Source organism: Candidatus Methanoliparum sp. LAM-1 (assembly GCF_020885915.1).
In the GTDB taxonomy this organism is placed as follows: domain Archaea; phylum Halobacteriota; class Methanoliparia; order Methanoliparales; family Methanoliparaceae; genus Methanoliparum; species Methanoliparum thermophilum.
This window is the reverse complement of the sequence record NZ_AP025251.1, coordinates 1,214,326-1,236,891: the sequence shown is the minus strand read 5'-3', so window position 1 is coordinate 1,236,891 and position 22,566 is coordinate 1,214,326. Positions and strand designations below refer to the sequence as shown.

General features: G+C 37.5%; 32 protein-coding genes. 14 read left to right on the top strand and 18 right to left on the bottom strand.

The window, feature by feature from the left end:
• Positions 1-152: 152 nt before the first annotated feature.
• Positions 153-851, top strand: a complete 699-nt coding sequence (locus LPC15_RS06800; protein WP_229234645.1) for a competence/damage-inducible protein A — start codon at positions 153-155, stop codon at positions 849-851.
• A 4-nt stretch (positions 852-855) separates the two neighbouring features.
• On the opposite strand, the gene LPC15_RS06795 is transcribed toward LPC15_RS06800, so the two are convergent.
• Both LPC15_RS06795 and LPC15_RS06790 read right to left on the bottom strand, forming a co-directional pair.
• Positions 856-1,350 carry a hypothetical protein gene (locus LPC15_RS06795; RefSeq protein ID WP_229234644.1) on the bottom strand — a complete coding sequence of 165 codons (495 nt, stop codon included), beginning with the start codon at positions 1,348-1,350 and terminating at the stop codon, positions 856-858.
• Positions 1,334-1,819: a DMT family transporter gene (locus LPC15_RS06790; RefSeq protein WP_229234643.1), complete on the bottom strand. Its 486-nt coding sequence runs from the start codon at positions 1,817-1,819 to the stop codon at positions 1,334-1,336. Before LPC15_RS06790 ends, LPC15_RS06795 begins: the two co-directional genes overlap by 17 nt.
• Positions 1,820-1,880: 61 nt before the next feature.
• On the opposite strand from LPC15_RS06790, the gene LPC15_RS06785 reads away from it, so the two are divergent.
• Positions 1,881-3,203 carry a trans-sulfuration enzyme family protein gene (locus tag LPC15_RS06785; RefSeq protein WP_229234642.1) on the top strand — a complete coding sequence of 441 codons (1,323 nt, stop codon included), beginning with the start codon at positions 1,881-1,883 and terminating at the stop codon, positions 3,201-3,203.
• Between the two features lie 43 nt (positions 3,204-3,246).
• Here the strand turns inward: LPC15_RS06785 and LPC15_RS06780 are convergent, their stop codons facing one another.
• From LPC15_RS06780 to LPC15_RS06730, 12 genes are all read right to left on the bottom strand, one after another.
• The gene (locus LPC15_RS06780) at positions 3,247-4,107 is read right to left on the bottom strand and encodes an ATP-binding protein (protein ID WP_229234641.1); all 861 of its coding nucleotides are present in this window, start codon (positions 4,105-4,107) and stop codon (positions 3,247-3,249) included.
• The gene (locus tag LPC15_RS06775) at positions 4,085-4,918 is read right to left on the bottom strand and encodes a P-loop NTPase (RefSeq protein ID WP_229234640.1); all 834 of its coding nucleotides are present in this window, start codon (positions 4,916-4,918) and stop codon (positions 4,085-4,087) included. Before LPC15_RS06775 ends, LPC15_RS06780 begins: the two co-directional genes overlap by 23 nt.
• Positions 4,919-5,052: 134 nt before the next feature.
• A complete protein-coding gene (locus tag LPC15_RS06770) occupies positions 5,053-5,970 on the bottom strand; it encodes a radical SAM protein (protein ID WP_229234639.1) in 918 nt (305 codons plus the stop codon).
• Positions 5,971-6,270, bottom strand: a complete 300-nt coding sequence (locus LPC15_RS06765) for a class I SAM-dependent methyltransferase (protein ID WP_229234638.1) — start codon at positions 6,268-6,270, stop codon at positions 5,971-5,973.
• Positions 6,219-6,341: a methyltransferase domain-containing protein gene (locus LPC15_RS07110; RefSeq protein WP_420709516.1), complete on the bottom strand. Its 123-nt coding sequence runs from the start codon at positions 6,339-6,341 to the stop codon at positions 6,219-6,221. The genes LPC15_RS06765 and LPC15_RS07110 overlap by 52 nt, the downstream gene beginning before the upstream one ends.
• 50 nt (positions 6,342-6,391) lie before the next feature.
• Positions 6,392-6,844, bottom strand: a complete 453-nt coding sequence (locus tag LPC15_RS06760) for a hypothetical protein (RefSeq protein ID WP_229234637.1) — start codon at positions 6,842-6,844, stop codon at positions 6,392-6,394.
• On the bottom strand, positions 6,844-7,257 hold the full coding sequence (locus tag LPC15_RS06755) for a NifB/NifX family molybdenum-iron cluster-binding protein (protein WP_229234636.1): 414 nt from the start codon (positions 7,255-7,257) through the stop codon (positions 6,844-6,846). Before LPC15_RS06755 ends, LPC15_RS06760 begins: the two co-directional genes overlap by 1 nt.
• A complete protein-coding gene (locus LPC15_RS06750; RefSeq protein ID WP_229234635.1) occupies positions 7,254-7,406 on the bottom strand; it encodes a hypothetical protein in 153 nt (50 codons plus the stop codon). Before LPC15_RS06750 ends, LPC15_RS06755 begins: the two co-directional genes overlap by 4 nt.
• Positions 7,390-7,785: a NifB/NifX family molybdenum-iron cluster-binding protein gene (locus LPC15_RS06745; protein WP_229234634.1), complete on the bottom strand. Its 396-nt coding sequence runs from the start codon at positions 7,783-7,785 to the stop codon at positions 7,390-7,392. The genes LPC15_RS06750 and LPC15_RS06745 overlap by 17 nt, the downstream gene beginning before the upstream one ends.
• 26 nt (positions 7,786-7,811) lie before the next feature.
• Entirely contained in the window at positions 7,812-8,033 is a 222-nt protein-coding gene (locus LPC15_RS06740) for a DUF5320 domain-containing protein (protein ID WP_229234633.1), read from the bottom strand.
• A 125-nt stretch (positions 8,034-8,158) separates the two neighbouring features.
• On the bottom strand, positions 8,159-8,380 hold the full coding sequence (locus LPC15_RS06735) for a DUF5320 domain-containing protein (protein WP_229234632.1): 222 nt from the start codon (positions 8,378-8,380) through the stop codon (positions 8,159-8,161).
• Positions 8,381-8,502: 122 nt separating this feature from the next.
• Positions 8,503-8,928, bottom strand: coding sequence for a DUF134 domain-containing protein (locus LPC15_RS06730; protein WP_229234631.1), 426 nt, complete (start codon positions 8,926-8,928; stop codon positions 8,503-8,505).
• A gap of 394 nt (positions 8,929-9,322) precedes the next feature.
• Between LPC15_RS06730 and LPC15_RS06725 the strand changes: the two genes are divergently transcribed.
• The 6 genes from LPC15_RS06725 to LPC15_RS06700 all read left to right on the top strand — a co-directional run bounded on the left by LPC15_RS06725 (position 9,323) and on the right by LPC15_RS06700 (position 14,348).
• Positions 9,323-9,565, top strand: coding sequence for a hypothetical protein (locus tag LPC15_RS06725; protein ID WP_229234630.1), 243 nt, complete (start codon positions 9,323-9,325; stop codon positions 9,563-9,565).
• Between the two features lie 50 nt (positions 9,566-9,615).
• Positions 9,616-11,037: a hypothetical protein gene (locus LPC15_RS06720; RefSeq protein ID WP_229234629.1), complete on the top strand. Its 1,422-nt coding sequence runs from the start codon at positions 9,616-9,618 to the stop codon at positions 11,035-11,037.
• 140 nt (positions 11,038-11,177) lie between these two features.
• Positions 11,178-12,359, top strand: a complete 1,182-nt coding sequence (locus tag LPC15_RS06715; RefSeq protein WP_229234628.1) for an ABC transporter substrate-binding protein — start codon at positions 11,178-11,180, stop codon at positions 12,357-12,359.
• Entirely contained in the window at positions 12,340-13,356 is a 1,017-nt protein-coding gene (locus tag LPC15_RS06710) for a FecCD family ABC transporter permease (protein WP_229234627.1), read from the top strand. Before LPC15_RS06715 ends, LPC15_RS06710 begins: the two co-directional genes overlap by 20 nt.
• Complete coding sequence (locus LPC15_RS06705; protein WP_229234626.1) at positions 13,353-14,117, top strand: ABC transporter ATP-binding protein; 765 nt, start codon at positions 13,353-13,355, stop codon at positions 14,115-14,117. Before LPC15_RS06710 ends, LPC15_RS06705 begins: the two co-directional genes overlap by 4 nt.
• Before the next feature lie 18 nt (positions 14,118-14,135).
• A complete protein-coding gene (locus tag LPC15_RS06700) occupies positions 14,136-14,348 on the top strand; it encodes a hypothetical protein (protein ID WP_229234625.1) in 213 nt (70 codons plus the stop codon).
• A 66-nt stretch (positions 14,349-14,414) separates the two neighbouring features.
• Here LPC15_RS06700 and argC read toward each other — a convergent pair whose 3' ends face one another.
• Positions 14,415-15,419 (bottom strand): N-acetyl-gamma-glutamyl-phosphate reductase, encoded by a 1,005-nt coding sequence (gene argC / locus LPC15_RS06695; protein ID WP_229234624.1) that lies wholly within the window; start codon positions 15,417-15,419, stop codon positions 14,415-14,417.
• A gap of 148 nt (positions 15,420-15,567) precedes the next feature.
• On the opposite strand from argC, the gene LPC15_RS06690 reads away from it, so the two are divergent.
• From LPC15_RS06690 to LPC15_RS06680, 3 genes are all read left to right on the top strand, one after another.
• Positions 15,568-16,059: a deoxycytidylate deaminase gene (locus LPC15_RS06690; protein WP_229234623.1), complete on the top strand. Its 492-nt coding sequence runs from the start codon at positions 15,568-15,570 to the stop codon at positions 16,057-16,059.
• 113 nt (positions 16,060-16,172) lie between these two features.
• Complete coding sequence (locus LPC15_RS06685; RefSeq protein ID WP_229234622.1) at positions 16,173-16,397, top strand: LSM domain-containing protein; 225 nt, start codon at positions 16,173-16,175, stop codon at positions 16,395-16,397.
• Between the two features lie 30 nt (positions 16,398-16,427).
• Positions 16,428-16,760, top strand: a complete 333-nt coding sequence (locus LPC15_RS06680; RefSeq protein WP_229234621.1) for a winged helix-turn-helix transcriptional regulator — start codon at positions 16,428-16,430, stop codon at positions 16,758-16,760.
• 71 nt (positions 16,761-16,831) lie between these two features.
• Here the strand turns inward: LPC15_RS06680 and LPC15_RS06675 are convergent, their stop codons facing one another.
• Together LPC15_RS06675 and LPC15_RS06670 are read right to left on the bottom strand one after the other, a co-directional pair.
• Positions 16,832-17,380, bottom strand: a complete 549-nt coding sequence (locus LPC15_RS06675) for a Mut7-C RNAse domain-containing protein (RefSeq protein WP_267496941.1) — start codon at positions 17,378-17,380, stop codon at positions 16,832-16,834.
• Positions 17,373-17,918, bottom strand: a complete 546-nt coding sequence (locus tag LPC15_RS06670; RefSeq protein WP_229234619.1) for an HAD family hydrolase — start codon at positions 17,916-17,918, stop codon at positions 17,373-17,375. Before LPC15_RS06670 ends, LPC15_RS06675 begins: the two co-directional genes overlap by 8 nt.
• 328 nt (positions 17,919-18,246) lie before the next feature.
• Here LPC15_RS06670 and LPC15_RS06665 point away from each other — a divergent pair, with 328 nt between their 5' ends.
• Positions 18,247-18,933, top strand: a complete 687-nt coding sequence (locus LPC15_RS06665; protein WP_229234618.1) for a sulfite exporter TauE/SafE family protein — start codon at positions 18,247-18,249, stop codon at positions 18,931-18,933.
• A 65-nt stretch (positions 18,934-18,998) separates the two neighbouring features.
• On the opposite strand, the gene LPC15_RS06660 is transcribed toward LPC15_RS06665, so the two are convergent.
• Entirely contained in the window at positions 18,999-20,360 is a 1,362-nt protein-coding gene (locus LPC15_RS06660) for a diaminopimelate decarboxylase family protein (protein ID WP_229234617.1), read from the bottom strand.
• 129 nt (positions 20,361-20,489) lie between these two features.
• On the opposite strand from LPC15_RS06660, the gene LPC15_RS06655 reads away from it, so the two are divergent.
• Positions 20,490-21,857, top strand: coding sequence for an acetate--CoA ligase family protein (locus LPC15_RS06655; protein WP_229234616.1), 1,368 nt, complete (start codon positions 20,490-20,492; stop codon positions 21,855-21,857).
• 115 nt (positions 21,858-21,972) lie between these two features.
• Positions 21,973-22,566, top strand: coding sequence for an SCP2 sterol-binding domain-containing protein (locus tag LPC15_RS06650; RefSeq protein WP_229234615.1), 594 nt, complete (start codon positions 21,973-21,975; stop codon positions 22,564-22,566).

Here is a 22,566-nt window from a genome sequence, read left to right as displayed (position 1 = left end):
TTATAAGTAAGACTATTTTTATAAGTTTTATAAACTTATATCATATTAACCTTTGTTTAAATCTAATAAACTTTTATAAACTACTAAATAAAAATAAAATTTTAAAATATTAGGTTTTTAGTACTAATAATATATCTATACAAAGTTTGAGGATGGATGCATATATCATCACAATAGGAGACGAATTGCTGGCAGGGGATGTACCTAACGATAATGCTACATGGCTGGCAAAAAAATTAAACCAGAAAGGAATAAAAGTAAAGAAGATTATAGTCATTCCTGACGATGTTGCTATCATAAAAAAGGAGTTGGACGAGATTAAAGATAATAATGGATATATCTTTATTACAGGTGGTCTTGGGTCTACCCATGATGATGTTACTAGAGATGCCATATCTTTATTTCTAAAAAAAGATTTAAAACCTGTCGATAACGAGATGTTTGAAATTGATATTATTAATACTAGATTGCAAAAGATGATAGAGATTCCTGTAGGTACAAAACCGATCTTTAATAAGATAGGCGGAGCCATTGGGTTTATAATCGAGGATAGGATATTTGTAATGCCGGGAGTTCCAGAAGAGATGAGATCCATGTTCCTTTCTATAGAAGATAAATTAAAAGGAGATCGATTTTATACTCGATGGATTATGACAAAAAGGACAGAGGCAGATATAGGCGAGATCTTAGAAGATGCTACAATAAAATTTAACGTAAAGATAGGATCCTATCCTCAGCGGTATGACAAAGGAGATTTCGTCCTAAAAATAAAAATAGAATCTACGGATAAAACAGAGGTAGAATCTGCAATAAATTGGTTGGGTGATCGGTTTGAGATAACCTGTATCTAACCCCCTATTCTTTTGTCATTTCTCCACCTATTGCCAAGAGGATCGTGCCTATCATTATAAATGTTATTCCCAAAATTCCAACAGTCGTAAGTACCTCGTTTAAGAAAAAATAAGCAATCAAGGAACATACAGCATATTTACATCCGGTAAGCGGCCATGCTATAGATGCGTCTATATAAAATAATGCAAGAAAAGCGAGTAAAAACGCTCCAATCAACAATATCATGGCAAAAAAAGATACTTTCACCATCATGAACAAACCAAGGTAGATAAGAGAGACTATAAACAAGATCTTTATCACATAAGATGATTCTAATCTGGTAAATATAGCCATTCCGCTGATTATAAAAATAATAGCAGATATCCATAATCCCGTGTTGGATATCAAAGATTCGTAATCGGCTAGATTTATATCATATTTAAAGACGATCGATGCTATTCCATATATTATACCTGCAGAAATGGCTAAAATTATGCCTAATTTATACTTGTGGTGCAATCAGTGCTACCCCCAATATTATAGATACTATTCCCATAACCTGTAACGGAGTTAACCTTTCTTTCAAATATAGATAACCTGTTATCCATGTCGCAATAAACTGTAAGGATGTTATTGAGAATAAAATGCTCACTTCTCCAAACCTTAACGAAAATATCCATATAATATAACCAAGAAATCCGGTAAGAATTCCTGCAATAAGATACCTATCTATCAGATCAAATAATCTGGAATAATTCTTTAAATTGAACGCTTCAGATAGAAAATCTTTTGATAAATATTTAATCTCCGCGTTATGTAAAGGTTTAGACCATATAACAGCAATTTCTTTATATATAATCTTTGTACAATTTTTTAGCGTTCCGTATTTTTCTTCTACGTTAACCTCATTCCAACGTTTAAAAAATATAGGAAATATCCCCATCAATATTGCAGATATTACCACAACGAGCAATAAAATAAAAACCACAATTTTTGTTTAATCTTATTTATATAAAATTTTATCTATTTTTTAATCTTTATAAAGATATATGGTTAAATGCAAAATTTGTGATTGGAAAGGAGAAGAAGATAACGCAAAAAAAGTAGCAGTCTGTCCTATATGCAGGAATTTTCTTAAGTTATTTATAAAAGACAAAGATTTAAGATACGAATGCCCTAAATGTCTATGGCAAGGTGGAAAAAAAGATATATTATGGGAGTTAGAATGTCCCGCCTGTGGCAGTCTCATAAAGAATCAGAATAATATGTCAAGTTTTGCCACTGTTGCGATACATCAAAATGATGAGGCAGATCTTATCCCACCAATCCACCAATCTTCTACTTTTATACTTGGAAAAAGTCAATATATTTATACAAGAGCAGGAAATCCTACCATTGAGATATTAGAGGAAAAAATTGCAAAATTAGAAAAAGGAGAGTCGGCAGTGGCTTTCTCTTCAGGAATGGCCGCTATATCTGCAACGATACTATCTTGTATGAAATCAGGAGATCGTCTTATATCGTCTTGCCCAATCTATAGTGGTACTTATGCATTTTTTAGAGATATAAAAAGATTCGGTATATATGTATCCTTTGTAAATACTCATACCAGTAAGATAGAGAGTTTAATCGATGAAAATACAAAAATTGTATTTATAGAGACTCCAGCAAACCCTACAATGGACATCATCGATATATTAGAGATATCACAGAGGGTTAAAGAGTTCGATGATAATATAAAAGTGATAGTCGATAACACTTTTATGACTCCTTATTTCCAAAGACCTTTAGAATTAGGTGCCGATATCGTCATCCATAGTGCAACGAAGTTTCTCTGTGGGCATGGTGATGCTTTAGGCGGGATTGTGATAGGAGATAAAAATATGACAGACCATTTGAGAAAGATTTTAGTAGATTATGGTGGCGTGATAAGCCCTTTTAATGCCTGGCTGATTATAAGAGGTATCAAAACTCTATCATTAAGGATGGATAGACATGAAAAAAATGCAATAACGGTATCTAATTTTTTAAAAAGGCATGAAAAAGTTAGACGAGTGTTATATCCAGGCCTGAATGATTCTTCTTATTTTGATATTGCAAGACGCCAAATGTATGGTTTTGGTGGTATGCTAGCGTTTGAACTCAGAAACGAAGATGATGTCTATACTTTACTTGACAATGTAAAACTATGCAAGGTTGCTGTTAGTTTAGGAACTACAGAGACATTGATAGAAAATCCTTATACAATGACGCATCTAAATTTTCCTGAAAAAGAAGACAGCGGTATATCCAAATCTCTGATACGCCTGTCAGTCGGACTCGAAGATGTCAGAGATATAATCAGCGATTTGAAACAGGCATTAGATAAATGAAAGGTAGTCTTATCTATCCTTTTTATTTCATTCAAAAACATCCTCAATCAGACTCATTTATCCTTCCCCAGATTTGCTTAAATATATGTCTGATGTCTTTATACATCTCGGTGGCTATTCTTTTTTCATTAAGCGCCTTAACGAATCTGATATCATAGGGTATCTCTTCCAGTATCTTTATGCCCTTCTGTCGGCATAGTCCTTTTATCTCTTTGCTTATTTTTTCGTTGAGATCGCTCCTGTTTATCATGCAATAGAGCTTAGCACCAAAATGCTCTGCGATCTCTATTGCTCTTATCCCATCGTGCAATCCTGAGAGAGTCGGTTCAAAGACAACAATAGCCTCATCAACGCCGGAGAGGGTGGCTATAACAGGGCATCCTATTCCGGCTGGAGCATCTATCAATATATTATCTGTATCTGCCTTCTCAGCAACCTCTCTAGCCTCATTCCTTATAAGAGAGACAAGTTTGCCCGAATTTTCCTCTCCTGCTTTAAGTCTTGCATGAATGAAAGGTCCGTACGCTGAATGAGACAGAAACCAGTAGCCTGAAAGATTATCAACCATCTCTATGGCTTCTGAAGAGCATACCTCTGTGCAGAATCTGCACCCTTCGCATGCTGTTCTGTCTATGCTGTAGATACCGTTATTACGTATTGCATCGAACCTGCACGCTTCTTCACACAGACCGCATGAAATGCATCTATCCTGCAATATGTTGGCTTTTTGCATGCCGTAAAATTCATGCTTCTCTCTTACTTCATGTTCTATAAGTATTCCGAGGTTTGGAGCATCAACATCGCAGTCCACAAGCACAATGTTTTCTGCCACAGAAGCTATGGATGCTACAACGGTAGTCTTTCCGCTCCCTCCCTTTCCACTAATCACAGCTATCTGTCTCATTTATCCTCCTGTATAGATTCTTAAACTCCTCTTTGTATTGAAAGAGTGGTCTTCCCTCTGAATAACTCCTGGCTATCTCTCTATCCAGAGGCAGATGCATCAAAACCTCTATACCCTCTGCCTTGCAGGATTCCTCTATCTCTCTACGCCCAATGCTTTTGTTTATGATAACCCCCATCCTTCTTGTTTGCATACCCATCTCTCTGAATGTGCCTAAAGCCATCTCAAGATCGTTCAATCCGAATGGAGTATCCTCAGTTACAAGAAGGATATAATCGCTCCCTCTTACGCTTTCCATAACAGGACATGAAGTTCCAGGAGGACAGTCTATAATTGTATTTGTGAGCCTTTTTTTATTCTTTACTCTTCTTATAAGTGGAGTAGCCATTGGCTCTCCTACCTTGAGCTCTCCTTCATAGAACTCTATCCTCTCTCTTCTCCCTCTTCTTATGATTCCCATCTCCTGCCCCTCTTCTCTTATCGCATTTGTCGGGCAGAGAGCTGAACATGCTCCGCAGCTGTGACAAAGCTCTGGAAATATCATCACTTTCTCTTTTACCACCACTATAGCATTGTATGCACACACCTCTTCGCACTTTGCGCAGAAGTTGCACTTTTCATAATCTACTGAGGGCACGAGCTTATAGACCTTTTCCTCCTCTTCTATCTCAGGTTTAAGGAATATACCGCTGTTTGGCTCTTCAACATCGCAATCAAGAAACGTTAACTCTTCATCCAATGCAAGAGCCAAACTTGTAGCTATGAGCGTCTTTCCGGTTCCTCCCTTCCCACTGGCTACAGCTATCATCATGTTTTCACCTTTTTGAGTTTCATTGCTAAGAGATAGTCATACCTCTTCGACAGGTTGCTCGCTCTGATCGCTCCTTCGCTCTTCTTCATTTTTTCTATCCCCTTTTCTTTTTTACTTTCAGCTCTTCCTTACCTTTATTTCTTTTTTATCCTGAAGTACTCTCTGCCCTCATGAGAAAAAACCTCTATCTCCTTCTCTTCGATGAGCTCCTCGAGCAAATCCTCAAATCCCTTCTCTATCAATACTTCTTCTATCTGCTCCTTCCTCATCGGATGCCTCCTTGTTATATCCAGTATCTCTCTTCTTACCCCTTCTTTATCTTTCGATACTATTTCAAACTCTCCTTCTTCAGGTATCACTATCTCAAAACTCTCAGAGAGCACAGATTTTATCTCCTGTATCTTTTTAGATCCTCTGACCCACGGCTCAGCAGGAGCCCTTATCGGCACGTTTATATAGACCCTATCCGCTCTTATAGCATCAAGGATCTCTTTTACCTTTGATATCTCTTGCTGACTATCATTTAAGCCATCTATAGCCATGAACTCAAACCAGAGCTCTCCTTTAAACTCTTTCCTGAAATTAACCATACCTTCTATCATCGTATCAAAGGATATTCTATAAGGTCTGTTTATCCTTTTGAAGGTCTTCTCATAACCAGCATCCAGGGTAGGAAGAACGACATCAGCCTTATACAGCTCTTCCCTTACTTCTTCATCACTCAAAAGAGAACCGTTTGTGAGTACAGCTACTTTTCCATAATCTTTAGCCTTTTCTATAAGCCATCCGAGAGGGCTATAAAGTGTTGGCTCGCCGCTCCCTGCAAATGTTATGTAATCTATATTTTCTCTCCCGATCTCCCTTATCCTTTCTTCCATCTCTTCAGTTATATCCTCCTTAGGAAAGAACTCTTTCCTATCCTTCGTATATCTCTCAGTCCTCCCAAGCTGGCAGTATATGCATGAAAAGTTGCAGGTCTTTAATGGCAGAGGATCAACGCCGAGAGATCTACCGAGACGCCTTGATGGTACTGGACCATAGATGTAGGACATTTATTTCTCTTTTACTGCTTTGATCGCAACAAAAGAACCTTTTCCATACCCCTCAATCACAGGCTCTATGGAGTCTATCTTATTTAGAGGCTTGAATATTGTCTGCAGGACAGAAGCTATCCTGAATCCCTTTAGAAGAGGAATAACTTCGTTTACTGAATAAAAAGTTGCCTCTTTGTGCTTCAGATAATCTATTCCCAGAGGGCTCTTTTTATCTATGAAGCCTATTATAATGCTTCCCCCGCGCTTTAGAACTTTATGTGCCTCCTTAAAAGCTTTTTCAACATCACCAAGAAGCATATGGTTGTGATCATCAGCACAAAATCGAAGCTTTCATCATCAAAGGGCAGATCCTCAGCTATGCCCTCCACAACCTCTATCCCTTTTTTTCCTTGCGATCTCTGCCATTTTGCTTGAAGGCTCAACTCCGAGCTTTATTCCTAAAGTCGTGCAAACCTCCTATGAATGCATAGATATCATCACCGAAAAGATCTTTAACTCTCTCTATGATCTTTCCAACACCAGGATGGGCACATCCGGTTAATATAACAAGCCCTTTTCTACTTTTTATCACCAGCGCCTGCTCTTCTGTATCCTTGCCCATGAGCCCTGTTGTGTAAATATCCTTTGTTACCGCTACAGGCTCTTTCTCCGTTATGAGGTTTGCTCTCTTTCCCAGCTCTTTTCTCATGTTTACGGTAGCTGAGGGAAAATAGACCGTTTTATCGCTTCTTTTATCGAATGGTAGAAGGGTAAGCAGAGAGCCCATATGAAGCACCTCTTTATCTATCAGGCAGGAAAAACCATAGGAAGGAATCATTTTCTCTTTATCTACGGCAACCTCGTTATCATAAAGTATCTTTATCTTCATCATCAGTCCAATCTTTCCCTAAGATCTATGAGCTCTCCTCTTACGTATCTTCTTACAGCCTCTTCTGCATAAGGTACATCTGTAGCTATGACATCTATGCCCAAAGATTTAAAAAACTCATATGCACCGTAACCCATACCTCCTGCTATAAGAGCATTACAATCTTTTATTTCCTGTGCTATAGCATTGTGTTTACTCTGTGAATGCAATTCGTATCCATGCAATCCAGAATTATCAAAACGGTCATGTTTTACAAAAGTATGATGCCCTGCCTTATTTCTAATCTCTTTATTTATTATATCCCCATCATCAACCTCAAAGATTGCAAAGTATCTTGCTCTTCCAAAATGTTGGCTTACGGTCTTTCCATCGTCGGTTACTACTGCCACTTTTATTTTTTTATTAATTTTTGTCATTTTTTATCCCTTTTTAAAAATGATCCGCAATTTGGGCACTTCAGAGTGCTGCACGGAGTCCCTCTCTTATGTTTCTCTCTGTGACCACAGTTCGGACATACACAGTAGCCGCCTGGACCCAGACCAAGCCTTTCACCATCTTCTTCCATATCCACCACCTCTACCTCCCTGACCGAAGTGCCCTGGAACCGTTGGATCATAGATTTTTCTCAATCTTCCCTCTTTTAGCGCCTCAATATTATCCCTTACACTTCCAGGCAAAGCCTCGTAAAATTCAACTCCAGCAGAGCTAAGAACCCCCATCGCATTTGGTCCTATTGCTCCGGAGATCACGCATTTTATCCCTTCCTTGATCACATCTCCCGCAGCCTGTATGCCTGCTCCTCCAGACTGATAGACATTCCTGTTTTGCATGACCTTGAAATCCATACTATCTGTATCAACTATTATAAAGTTGGCACACCTTCCGAATCTCGGATCTACTGGAGAACTAAGATCATTTCCTATAGCTGTAACACAAACCTTCATTTTTTATCCTCCTAGCTGGGGGGTTTTTACCCCTCCAGCTCCTTTAACCTTTCCTCTATCTCCCTCAGCCTTGCTTGAAGGTCTCTCTGCTCATCTTTCAGAGCGGCTATCTCCTCCTCCTTTGTTCTGTAGGCTGGATATCCATATGGATACCACCAGCATACGCCTCTACCATAGACCCATCCAGGTCTCTCCCAGGGAGGAAGGTAGCTGAAAGGTCCATGTCCTGGGTATCTACCCCACCACATTTTTTTCACCTCCTTTTTTTCTTTAAAACTTACATTTTAAAATTGCAGACTGTGAAAACCTACGGTTCTTCACTCCTAATGAACAAGGAATTCCAGAAACGTAGTTTTGGATTTTGGATGATGTTTTACCACCATCCAAATCCACGATACCAAAAACCTCTGCCTCTAAAAAATGGTGCTCTTCTTGGATATCCAAGATAACCTGGTACAGGATATCTACCTCTAAAAAATGGTGCTCTTCTTGGATATCCAAGATAACCTGGTACAGGATAACCACTGCAAAGTCCCAAACCTCTTCCTGTTCTTGGGCCTAGACCCATAGGACCTGTTCTATCTCCCCAAGGCATTTTTTATCACCTCCCTTTTTTATTTATAATAAAAAAATAACACAAATCTTCGATTTGTAATGTTAAATCATATCCCGAGCAGAAGATTTAATATTCTCCAGAACCTCTTTATTTCTTCCTTTTTAATCCTCTTTAACCCTTGCAAGAAGCGTAGATCCACAATTTGGACACTTCATGGGCTTTGGTATTCCATAATCTACGGACCATCTACTCTCACAATCAAAACATTCAAAAATCCTATAACTCTCCTTTTCTACTATGACCACCTGATCCTCCCGACTCATCCTCAAAAGTAATCCATCTATAAGGGCTTTTGCAACTTTTCTGTGTGCTTCATCAATAATTCTATGAAAGGTAGGCTGTGATACCCCCATCTCAAAAGCCGCCTCGTTCTGCTCTAATCCTAGATAATCTTTCAATCTTATTGCCTCAAATTCGTCCATACCAAGCTCTACTTCTTCAAGATCCATAGCCCTGATACCTATTGGCTTGAAGTATGTAAACCTTGGCTGAGATGCAACTCTCCTGCATCTTCTTCTTCTTGGCATAATAATAAATATATATTCATAATATATAAAACTTTCTATTATGTCAAATTTTAGCCTAAGTATCGTTTGTGAAAAATGAGAAAAGAATAAAAATAAATAAAAAAAATTAGAACTAGATTATTAGAATTAAACTAATTTTGCCATATAGATAACCAGTAAATTTTATTGCTGTCATATGCTTCCTATGCTATGTCCAGGGTATGAATTATTTTGATCGAGGTATCTTCTATATTTATCAAATCCCCATCTTTTCTGGTAGAAGTTAGTTTTTTTCCAAAATCCTAACAAAGTTAAGATTTTTATCTAAAACAGAGTCTTTTTAGGGCATATTATTTGTATACCTAACGATGTTATGAGATTATTATGAAATGCAACTCAAAAAGGAGTGATGAAAATGGTTGAATATAAGAAAGCATTGAAGGCTTTACCAAAGTGGTTGGCGTATGCGGTTCTACCGTGCATCATCGGGACACTCGTTTCAGTCGGAGGTCTCATGATATTCATGAAAGGAATGATGGCAGGGATTGCCGGGCCGATCGCCGGCATTATAGTAGTGATCATCGGAGTACTCATCATAATGCTGGGTATGGTGGCGGCTATCTTTAAGGTTTTGCCCGAGGAGGTTATGGCCGAATAGATAAAAGGTGAATAAATCAAAAATTAAATAAAATAAGTGGAGTAAAAGATATGAAGAGATCGAAGAATAAGTTGGTTGGTCTGCTCTTTGTGGCGATCCTATCGTTCACGCTATTATCCCCTCTTGTTTCGGCGACACCAGAGCCACAAGAGGGTAAAATCGGCGTGCTATTGATAGGTTTTGGTGAGCCGGAGAGATACGACGCCGATGCGTATGTTGGATGGAAAAATTTTCTTCATAACTACATGAGATCGGGAGCAGCAATGAGGGAGATGCCTTATATGGCAACAACCGCTGAAAAATTATTGGATATGATGGATTCCGGCACGTTGCTTGTGGATAGAGATGATCCATTTGCTTCCAAGCCAAAAGATGATCCGAACCTGATTGATGCCTGGGGAAACTCTTACGAAGGTGAAGATTATAAATGGGTATCCAGGTCGTTCGTATCAATCTTCAGCTCGATACCTATGATAGGGGAGATGATGCCTCAACATCCTTACTATTTAGCACCAGACGGACCAGGAAAGGGAGAATCAGACTTTTGGGAGTATATGGGCTTGGACATGTATGGTTTATATCAAAAAATGGATAACTATAATCCTGGTGGGGGGCGAGAGCAGAGAATAATGGATGAGGTAGAATCGATGTTGAAAGAGAGATACGGTGATAAGATCGTCATAAAAAGAGGTTTTGGAGCTGCCCGTCCAGGATTTCCTGATTTTAGGATTGCTTCAGAAAGATTGGTAAGAGAAGAGGGTGTGAAAGATCTCGTATTGGCTGAAGGTTATGTCGTATTCTCGGAGTTTGAACATCCGGCTGGAGAAATATCTGAATACCTCGAAGAGAAGGGATTGGACGTAAATATCGTCTTTTCTGGTCAGATAGGTGGAACGGATGCGTATAATAAAGGTGTTGCAAATAAGGTAGAAGAAGAGTTGAAAAAAATACAGAATGATAAAGACGTTGTTGTTATCCTAAATCATCATGGAATGCCTTGTTCAGGTGTTTGGGAAGATGAGCCGTATCATGAGTATGCAAAAGAGGCATTCGATGGAGCTAAAAACGAGATATACAACTTGGATATCGTTAAAAACTGGAGAGGAAAGATAGTTGTTTGGCAGGTATACGCAGAAATGGCAGATGGGATGATGGATCCAGATAACAAGATTCTCTCTATAAAAGAGGCGGCAGATAAAGCGGTAAAAGAAGGATACGAGTACTGTATAGACGTTCCATACGAAGTCGGAAACTCTGGATACGAGACGTTGATCGGACTTAGAGAGGCCTGGGGATTGGAGCCTCCGGCATGGGAAGAATACTACGAAGATGGCCTCAGAAAGTACAGAACAGAGTTCGAATACGACGGGATGGACGTAGTAATCACGGACGGATGGATCGACGGATACGCCGAAGGATATTATGAGCAGATCTCGATGGCGATAGATGATATTCTCAAAGCAAAAGACTAAAAGGCTGAATTATAGGTTTTTGGGTAATATTCTAATTAGGATCTTTATCCAAAACCGAGCTTTTTTAGGGCAGATTATTTGTGTATCTAACAATATGGTATAGAATGGTATAGAAGATTAAAAGAATAGGAGGTAAAAAGATGAATGAAAAAATTGTGGGAGCGATGCTCGCCTGTCTGATCGCCTGTACCATGTTTTTGGCTCCGGTAACGTATGCTGATAAAGGAAAGGCTGATAAAGAAAAGACCGTTACTATCATAGATTCGTTGGGAAATAGGGTTGAGATACCGTATCCTGTGGAGCGTGTGGTAAACGTGAACCTCTTTGCGGATGAGGTAATCGTCGCATTGGGGGGAGAAGATAAACTCGTCGGTATCGATCTGATACCTCTGGCAGAACCAGAGTTCTATCCGACATTACAGAATAAACCTTCAGTCGGACTCCACCACTTCCCGAGCTATGAGAAGATCATTGCTCTGGAACCAGATGTGGTGATCGCCTCAAACGATCTCATGTTCCTTCCTGGGTTTAAAGAGAAGATGGAAGCCGCTGGCATCAAGGTGGTCTATCTGAATCTGTGGGATCCAGGAACTTATGATTTTGATGTGAGAAATCTGGGGATAATACTCGGAGAAGAGAAGAGAGCAGAGGAGTATCTCAAGTTCGTCCATTCGTACATAAGGATGGTCGAAGATCGGGTGAAGGATATACCTTCAGGTGAAAGAGTGGGAGTTTATTGGGAGTTTCACTTTCCATACATGACGATGGCAGAAGGATCGCCGATAGATAAGCTTATCAAGATGGCAGGAGGAAGAAATGTCTTTTCAATGGGTGGAGAGGAGTTTCAGATGCCGACGATACCCGGATTGCCTGCTGGAATGGAGGTTTCTACAGGATTAGCGATTCGCACGGTCAGTCAGGAAGCAATTATAGAGGCAAATCCCCAGGTGATCATCGGGGAGTTTCTGCCCATGTCGGTGATGACAAAAGGGATCGGAAAGATGATTAGGGGAGAGCCATACCAGATGTCCATCGGATACACCGACAACCCCGATGTGAATATGCTTAAAAGTATAAGAGATGAAATAATGAACCGCCCTGGATCGAGTGCAATAGACGCCGTGAGGAACGAGAGGGTCTATATATTCCCTTTCAGCATGCTTCAGACATCGGCAAGGTGGCCAGTAGGTCTAATTTATCTGGCAAAAATGTTTTATCCTGATCGGTTCGAGGACATGGATCCGGAGGAGTTCCACGCAGAATGGTTAGAGAAGTGGTATGGATTGGAGTATAAGGGGGTGTATGTCTATCCGGAATTATAAAACAGAAGAGAGATACGCAAAATATACTGCAAGAAGGTTTGGTATCTTATCTCTTCTTCTTGCGTCTTTAATAGTATTAGCGATCTTGGTAATACCGCTGGGTGCTGCATCTATAAGTCTCGAAGATGTTATAGATAGCATCTTCTCAAGAGGATCGAGTTATACAGATACGATCGTCTGGCAATTGAGACTACCCAGAATTCTTATGGCGATCGTCTCAGGTATGGGTCTTGCATTATCCGGTGCTGTCGTACAGGGCGTTCTGCATAATCCTTTAGCAAGCCCGTTCACTCTTGGTGTATCGTCGGCTGCATTCTTCGGTGCGATGGTCGGCGGAATCTTTGGTGCTGGTATAGGGATTAACATCGTCTTTGCATTCTTCTTCGGCATGGTTGCCCTGTTATTGATATATTTGATCGCAAAACGGAGAGAAATGAGCTCCGAAACGGTGATACTCTGTGGAATATGTTTGATGTACCTATTTCTTATCTTAGCATCGGTAGCAGGGATAATAGGAGGATCAATAGGTATATCTCAGATCTTATCGGGATATCTCATCTCGAGTAGCTGGATAAGCGTATTTACAACATCTATCCTTCTTATAATCACGTTCCCTTTGCTGATCTGGTATGCAAGGGACCTGAACGCGATGGTGCTTGGTGACGACACAGCAGCGAGTGTTGGAATAAATGTGAAAAGGACAAGGATGATCTCTATGATCTTGGCAACATTGATCGTCTCTGTAATCGTATGCTTCACAGGCGTCATTGGATTCGTCTGCCTGATCTCACCTTTTATAGCACGAACGACAATGGGAAATGATCATAGGTTCATATTTTCTTGTTCAGCGTTGATAGGTGCTTTATTGCTCTTAGGAACTGATACCGTTGCGAGAACTGCAATTCAACCGATAGAGATACCTGTCGGGATGATCATGACAATCGTAGGCATCCCGTTCATCCTTTATCTCGCAGTAAAGAGGAGTGGATTCTATTGAATCTTGAGATAAGAGATCTCTCTTTTAAATATGGTTCAAGATTCGCCCTCAAAGACGTGAAGATCGAGGTTAGAGAGGGAGAGATCGTAAGCCTTCTTGGACCGAACGGTTCTGGAAAGACGACCCTTCTCAAGTGTATAGGTGGGATGCTGAGACCAAAAGGGACCGTTTTAATAGATGAGAAAGATTTAAGAGAGATGAAACAGAATGAGATCGCAAAGTTGCTCGGTTATGTTCCACAAAGGGCTATAAACGTCCTTCCCTGTAGCGTATTCGATGCGGTTATGGTCGGAAGAAGACCTTATGTCGGTTGGAGATCTGGAAAGAAGGATAAAGAGGTCGTATTTAAGATTCTTAAATTGATGGGTCTGGAGGATATGGCACTGAGATCCTTTGACGGAATCAGCGGAGGGGAGATGCAGAAAGTCTTGATCGCAAAGGCGCTCGCGCAGGAACCTGAAATACTTTTGCTCGACGAACCTACATCAAATCTGGATTTAAGACATCAGCTGGAGGTCTTAAAGATCATCGAAGAGATCGTGAAAGGAGGAAAGGTGTCCGCTCTGATGGCAATGCACGATCTGAATCTGGCTTCCAGATTTTCTGACAGAATAGTCCTTCTTAAGAAAGGAGAGGTCTACGATGCTGGAGATCCTAAATCGGTGATTACACCAGAGAATATAAAATCCGTTTATGGTGTCGAGGCAACTGTAGATGATAATAATAGTAGACCTTATGTTATACCGTTAAAGGCAATTTAATAAAAAAGAGGTGGTTAAATGGATATAAAAATAATGATCGAACTGATGGAGATGACGATGTTCCCAATGATGAAAGGGATGCTAACTGACATACCTGGGACAATCGAGATGATACTGCCGATATTAGATCCAGAGATATTATGCGGACTCATTAGATGGTTGTTTCAACCTGGCGTGCTGATCGACGTCATTCGATTCATGATGGATATGATGATGGGTGCGATGAAATAATCTTATTTTTCTTATTTTTTAAATAATTTGCCAGGACACACAGATTTTCATCCTTGATCTTGCTTATCAAGGCGAGATCCCAGGATAAAATAACCCTGTTTTTTCATTTAAGCCGAACATTATATTCATATTCTGTACCGCTTGTCCTGCTGCACCTTTAACAAGGTTATCTATTGCACTGACAACTACAAGCCGGTCGTTCTCTACTTCTAATGCAAAACCACCAATATCACAGAAATTTGCGCCACGCACGTATGAGAGGCTGGGTATATCACTAAAAACTCTAATAAATGGATCTTTTTTATAATATTTCTTGTATAGCTCGATAATCTCTTCCAATCTGGAAGTTTTTTTGAGTAAGATATGTGCAGTAGTAAGTATGCCTCGTATTACTGGAACTATATGGGGTGTAAAACTAACTCTAACACCTTTGAGTATAGATCTCATCTCTTCTAGATGTCTATGAGCAGTCAATTTGTATGGTATCACATTCTCTGCCATGTTAGGATAATGGGAATTATCGGTAGGAGATGCCCCTGCACCAGATATTCCAGTCTTTGAATCGAATATTATTTGTTCTACGTATCCTTTCGATACGATCGGATATGCAGATAAAATCGCACCCGTCGGAAAACACCCTGGGTTTGCTACCAATGATGAATTCCTTATCTCTTCTCTGTATAATTCAGAAAGACCATATACGGCACTTCTTCCTTTATCTTTATGTTTTACACCGTAAACCCGTTCGTATATCTCAAAATCTAACCGATAATCCGCGCTCAGATCTATAACTTTTATGCCAGAATCTAAGAGCCTTGGCACTATCTCCATAGCTTTAGTATGCGGCACTGCTGTAAAGACTACATCGCATTCGCTGACCGATCTTGGATCGGTCTTTGTAAAAGTCAAATCGACTATATTTCTTAAATATTTGTGGACATCACTAACTTTTTTATTCTCGTTGCTTCTTGATGTAACCACGCTTATCTCTGCTTCTGGGTGATTATACAATACTCTCAAAAGCTCTCCACCTGTGTATCCAGTTCCTCCGATTATTCCAACTTTTATCATACTATATCCCCTTGATGTAGGTTGATCCTTATATAAAATTTTTGATGTATATTGAACAACCATACAAAACTTTGAGGTATGATATATATAAAAATAGGATAATTATAAATAAAACCGTTATACAATAACAAAATCAGAGAAGGATCAGATGAATGAGAGACCTAATATAGATGAATATTTTATGAATATAGCAAAGATTGTTGCTACAAGATCTACATGCCTGAGAAATCATGTAGGTGCTGTTATCGTCAAAGATAAAAGGATTCTTACCACAGGTTACAACGGCGCACCGAGTGGTTTACCACATTGTCTGGATATCGGTTGTTTAAGGAATTCTAATAATATTCCATCCGGAAAAAACCAAGAAATCTGTAGAGGTGTACATGCAGAACAAAATGCTATTATCCAAGCAGCTCTTCATGGAATAAGCATAAAAGATGCCACTTTATATTGTACCCATCTCCCGTGCAGTCTTTGTGCAAAGATGCTGATAAATGCCCATATTAAGCGGGTTGTATATTCCATATCATATCCGGATGAAATGAGTCTAGAATATTTTAACAAAGCAGGTATATCTGTAGAGTTATATAAAGGGGATATTACAAATCAGAGATTTGTAAACCACGAATCGGATTCATGATAGTAACCTATAAATAAAATAAAAAATATAGGATTTTTATTCAGGAATTTTAGAAACTATAAATACCACTTAATAATAAACTGTATACCATCAAAAAAATTTAGAGGTTTTATATGTTACCATCAAAACAGGTTCAAGCATGGATCAATAAAAGAGTTAAGATAGAGATGAAAAGAGGAAAATACGTTTTAGAGGGATTTTTGAAGAGCGTAGACGATTATATGAATATATATATGGATGATACCGTCGAATTACAAAACGGTGAGAAGACCAGAAAACTAGGTGCCGTGCTTTTGCGGGGGAATAATATAGTCTCTATCTGTGAGGCAAAAGAGTGAGTTAAAGGTTAAAATCATATTTACGGTAAAATGAAAGAGGATTTGATAAGATCTAAGATATTATTTGAAATTAATGATAAAGGGGAAATTTTACAGAAGGATATTGCAAAAAATTTGAAGATATCCGAGGCACGTTGTTCCAAAATATTAATCCAGCTAGAGAAAGAGGGACTGATAGCCAGAAGATGGATACGGACTGAGAAATCAAGAGGATACCTTATTGAACCCGTTACAAGATCAATATTTGATCCTTTATTCTCGGAAGATGGCAGAATTGCTGTATGTATAGGATGTGTTGTAGATTGTAATCCTTCTTATTGCGCCTCTTTGAACATATGGATTAAAAATCTACCGAATTCTTGATTTGTTCGATAGATCAACAATTAATTTTAAAAATTCTGTCATATTAACTTATGGCATCTCTTTTATAAATTTCATCTGAGATCATTAACTTTCTCGACCATAAGTCTCATCATCCTCCAATGATTACCGATCCAGTAGAATTGGCCACATTTTGTACAGACCCATAATCTCTCTTTTTTATCAGATAATAATCTTTCAGGCATATAATCGATATAAGATAACTCTTCTCTATTCGATGTGTAAAGCTTAACATCTCCGTTACATATCGTGCATCGGGTCATTTTTAATGCTACTTCTATCCCAATAGCCTGTTTTAATTCGAAGATCTGTCTTTCTATAAAGTTAGACCCGATATACACAGATTTTAAATTATTTTTAATAGATCTATCATGCAAAGCTATATCTCTCGTGACAAGAATTCGCCCATCTTTTTTTGCTATCTCTATAAGAAGATCGTCATCACAAATCTTCGATTTGTGAGCTACTAATCTTCGATTCGTAAGATCTTTTTTCGATCGTTTATCATCAAGCTCTTCGTTTATTATTCGGGTATCATAGCCAAAAATCCTTAACCATCTTCCCAACCTACATAACATTCGGTCTACAACAAATTTATACATTTGTACAATCTAAAGACTTTTTCAATTCATCAAGCGATAGAACAAATTTTACACCAGCGGCATTACATGCCTTCATATCTACATAACTATCTCCTAAAAAGATTGCATCATCTTTATCTATACCTAACTCATCTAAAATTTTAATAATCCCTTCTGAGGATGGTTTTAGCCGTTCGACGTCCTCTCCGGATAAAATTATATCAAACTTATCTAACAATCCTAATCGTTTCAATGCCGTTTCTATAGCTTTTTTGCTGTTTGAGGATAAAATTGCTAAATTATAACCATCACAATTTGTTATAAACGATACCACGTCATTATCTGGTTTAAAATTATCTATTTTTTCCATCTCGTTCGCTTCTATGATTTTAAATATTTTTTGCCTATCTTCTTTATTTATTCTATCTAAATAATCATTTAATGGTTCTTTTATATTTAAAGTATTGATCAATCTTCTCCAATCGACATCCAACTTACCAATGGTATTATCAAAATCGAATATTATAAGTTTAAAGTTTTTCTTATTTTTTTTGTTCATACCTTATTTTTATAACTATTTTTACATATAAAAAATACTATAACATAAAATGAAATAAAAAAGAATATAGGTATCATAAGATACTAGTAGCGTAAATTATTTGGAAATTTGTTATATTTTAGCTTTTATTGACAATAAAAACCTATAAAAATGTTTAATTTTCAGCAGATAAATTTTTTATAAAAATAAGATTAAAACGACCGATAAAGTATTAATAAAAATATTGACAGCGTGTCTTTTTATATGTTATTAATAAAAGATCTAGATAATTGCAGATCTAAAATATGGAGGATACAATGCCTGATTTTTTCTTTATATAATAATCGCTTTGCTGATAGGCATATTCTCGGGAATCTCATCAGGTATTTTTGGTGTTGGTGGCGCAACCATCACTATTCCTTTTATGCGCCTTTTTTTAGGAATACCAGGAAAAACTGTAATAGGTACTGCCTTACCTATAGTAATCCCTACCGCAATATCCGCAATTATGGTCTATTATAAAAAAGGGCTAGTTAGGACAGATATAGGGTTAATATGTGGTTTATCTGGACCTTTATCTGCCTTTTTTGGTGCATGGTTTACTAATTTTTTTGAAGGAAGTGCATTAATGATTTTTACCTCATTTTTTATCTTTATAATTGCATTAAGATTTATTTTCGAGAATATTAGAAGAGATAAGCATAACATTATCGATTTTTTAAAAGATAAAACTAAAGCGGACGTAAAATTTCTACGCATCTTTATAATAGGACTTGTAACCGGATTTTTATCTGGTTTTTTAGGTATAGGCGGTGGCTCTATTCTTGTACCAGCGTTTGTAATCTTTTTGGGCATAAGTATGCATGAGGGCGCCGCAGCAATACCAGGCTCTATCGAACACGTTCTGCTTGGTAACACCGACCCATATCTTTTTGCAATAATCACACTGGGAGCAATCTTAGGTTCTCAAATAGGCGCACGTATCTCGGTGAAGGCTGAAGAGAGAGTATTAATATACTCATTCTCCTTTTTTTAATCGTTATGTCATTCTGGCTCGGTATATCTGAGTTTTTAAATTTGTTAAGATTACAGTAAAAATTTTTACAAATCAATCTCTAAGTCGTCTCCAAAGATGTTATCGTATCTCTCTCTTCGTCGTATCAGATAATCTTTCCCTTTATAAACCATTACTGTTGCTGGAAACTCTACAGAATTACCACGAGATGCAAAGAACCAATGGTATGCACCAGCATCCATCAAAGATACAATATCTCCCTTATTCAACTCTGGCATCTTCCATTCAAAAGGAGAGACAAAATCTCCGGCATAACACAGGTTACCAACAAATTTAACAGGATTACCATCTGGAATTTCTCCTGCCTTATTTGCAACAATGATATTGTTGTAGCTACTTATTATATTCGCCGATACCAAATTAGCACCTATATCCAATGCTATCAACGAATCTTTAATATTCAGAACTCGTCCGACCAGGATGCCAGCATCTCCGACTATGCTTCTTCCGGGCTCTATTACTATCTTGACATCATGATTGAGGATAGATACAGAATCAACGATATTTTTAACATACTCCCTCTTGGTTATTGGACAATATAAGTTTGAATGGATATTTTCATTCTTATATATCTCTTTTAAATTTTCAACCACTTTTTCCTCTTCTAATCTGTTTTTTGCGTAAGATATACCCAATCCACCACCAAAATTTAATAATTCAAACTCTAACCTTAATTCTTTTTCTAAATATTTGGCAAATTCAACAAATTTTGTTACACCTTCTTTAAAAACAGACATATTTGTTATCTGCGATCCTAAATGCATATGGATTCCTTTTACATCCATGTTGTTAGATATAGCCAACTTATAAGCTTTTTCAGCTGTTTTAAAGTTTAAACCGAATTTACTGCCTTTAACCGCGGTGGCGACCGCAGGATCTGTATCCACATTAATCTCCGGATTGACTCTTACGCTAATCCTTGCTTTTTTACCCAACCTTTTTTGGATATCTATAATCTCATCGATCTCTGACAAGTTATCAACGTTTATCATAACACCTTTCTCTATCGCTTCAACCAATGCTACTCTCTTCTTAGCATTACCATTGAAAAAAATTTTATCAGGTGATATACCCGTATTCAATGCAGCATAAAGCTCGTTCTTATAAGAGACATCAAAACCTGTGCCTCTATTTTTAGCAAATTTTAGAAGAGTAAGGTTGGTATGTGCTTTTATTGCATATGCTATGATAAAATATTTATATCCTTCCTGCCTGAACGATTCTTCGTACTCTTTTATATTATCCTCAAATCTATTTCCGCTTATACAGAATATCGGTGTATCGTACTTCTCGATAAGTTCTTTTACACTTATATTACCGATATATAGTTGTTTATCTTTTATATTGAATGGTTTAACCAAATCATAACTGGATTCTATCGATTGCATTTTTATCTAACCCTTTAATAGATCGGTTTATCGTTTCGCATCTAAATTGTATTAGACTTAATATTTATATAAGTAAATTTTATCGTTTATATCGATTATATAAAATCAATTTCTTAAGGAGATTAAGATATGGATTCATCTATATACAAATTTTTCAATCCAAAAACCGTAGCTATCATAGGTGCTAGTTCCAATCCTAATAAAGACGGATATAAAATATTAAAAAATATGATTCATAATTTTAACGGATCTATTTATCCAATAAATCCAAATGCAACGGAAATATGTGGTTTAAAATCCTATAAAAGCGTTTTAGATGTTCCCTCTAATATAGATCTTGCAATTATATTTGTAAATGCCTCTATTGTAGAGAACGTTCTGATCGAATGTATTAAGAAAGGTATAAAAAACGTGATTATAGAGAGTTCTGGTTTTGCTGAGGTATCTAAAGAGGGAAAAGAACTTCAAGATAGAATTGTACAACTAGCAAAAGAGCATAACGTACGTCTTTGGGGTCCAAATTGCACAGGTATCGTCTCATCGAACGGACTCGTAACGACTTTCGCGTATATTCCAAAGATTAAAAAAGGTAACGTCTCGATAATTGCACAATCAGGAACTATCTCTGGTGCTCTATTAATTGAACTATTGACAGGATATTCGCTTGGTATATCTAAAGTCTGTGCTATAGGTAATAGATGTGATATAAATGAATGTGATCTATTAGAATATTTGGCAGCGGATGAAGAGACCGACGTGATCTTACTCTATTTAGAAGGGTTTATAAATGGAAAAAAGTTTCTGAATATTGTTAAAAAAATAGACAAACCGATAATACTTCTCTATGGTGGAAAATCCTATTCTGGTATGGAGGCAGCAAAAAGTCATACAGGTAGCCTATCTGGTAGCGCTAAAATCGTGGAATACGCAATGAAACAAGCAAATTGTATTATGGCAGACGATTTTGATGAACTATTCTCTTTATGTAAGATGATCCTCTCTTATCCTCCAATAAAAGGTAATAGAGTCGCAATAATTACTCCTACTGGGGGAATAGGAGTAGTATCATCCGATTTGGCAGATAACGCAGGTTTTGTTTTATCTCCTGCAACAAAAACTCTCGATAAGCTTAAAGGATATTATCCTTCATGGATGCCACCTAAAAATCCGATAGATATATGGCCTACTGCCGAAAAGATAGGCTATAAAGAGGCATTAAATCTTGCAATAGATCTTGCTTTAAATGATGACGAGATAGACATAGTGGTATTAATCTTCTTGTTTTCTAGGTTGCAAATAGAAAAGTCTTTTAATATAGATTCATTGATTAAAAGATCAGATAAACCAATAGTAGTATATCTTTCAGGAGATTATAATTCTAAGACGAACTATAGAAAGATATTAAGTGATAAAGGTTTATTCGTTTTTAATGATATGCAATGTGGTTTTAAAGCGCTTTCAAAAGTTTATAACTACTGGAATAAACCAAATAGATAAATCTTTGTTTGAGTTTTATTTTACTTTATATGATATCTTTATTAAAGATAAAAAAAGTAATTAAAATACAAAACTATAAATAATATAAATTGTAAAACAAAATATGTGATAAATCATGGCAGAAAAATTAAAAGATGCAATAGAGAAAACGATTAAGAAATCTCCGGAGGAGATAAAGAAGGAACTACCTGGTCTTCTGCAGGAGTTTAAAAGTGCGACATTGGATGACGCCATAGGTGCAGTAAGTGCGTTAGGCGGATTCAAAGGTATTTTAGAGAAAATTGGAGGGGTTGACAGGATTAACGAAGTTGGTAAGGCAATAAAGGATATCATGCCCGATATAATCCCTACCATAAACGAGATAGTTCAGAATAACATAAAAGGTAATCCAGATCTATCTAAAGCCTTCGAGAAGATAAAGAGTGCTAAAGTTACCGCAGGGATGGATCTAGTCGATATGGGTATAGGCATAAAGACGAAGTTCGATTCCGGAATGATGACGGTAGAAAACGGATTGGAAGGTGCAGACCTGACACTCGTCCTCCCGACACAGACGCTTCTCGATCTTTATCCGCAACTAGCCTCTGGTAAGATGTCCGATATAATGAAGATATTCACCGGAGGTAAGCTAAAGATAAAAGGTGCATTGATGAAAGGCGCCGCACTAATGCCGTTATTTACGGAGTTAGGCAAGATAGGTAAGAAATAA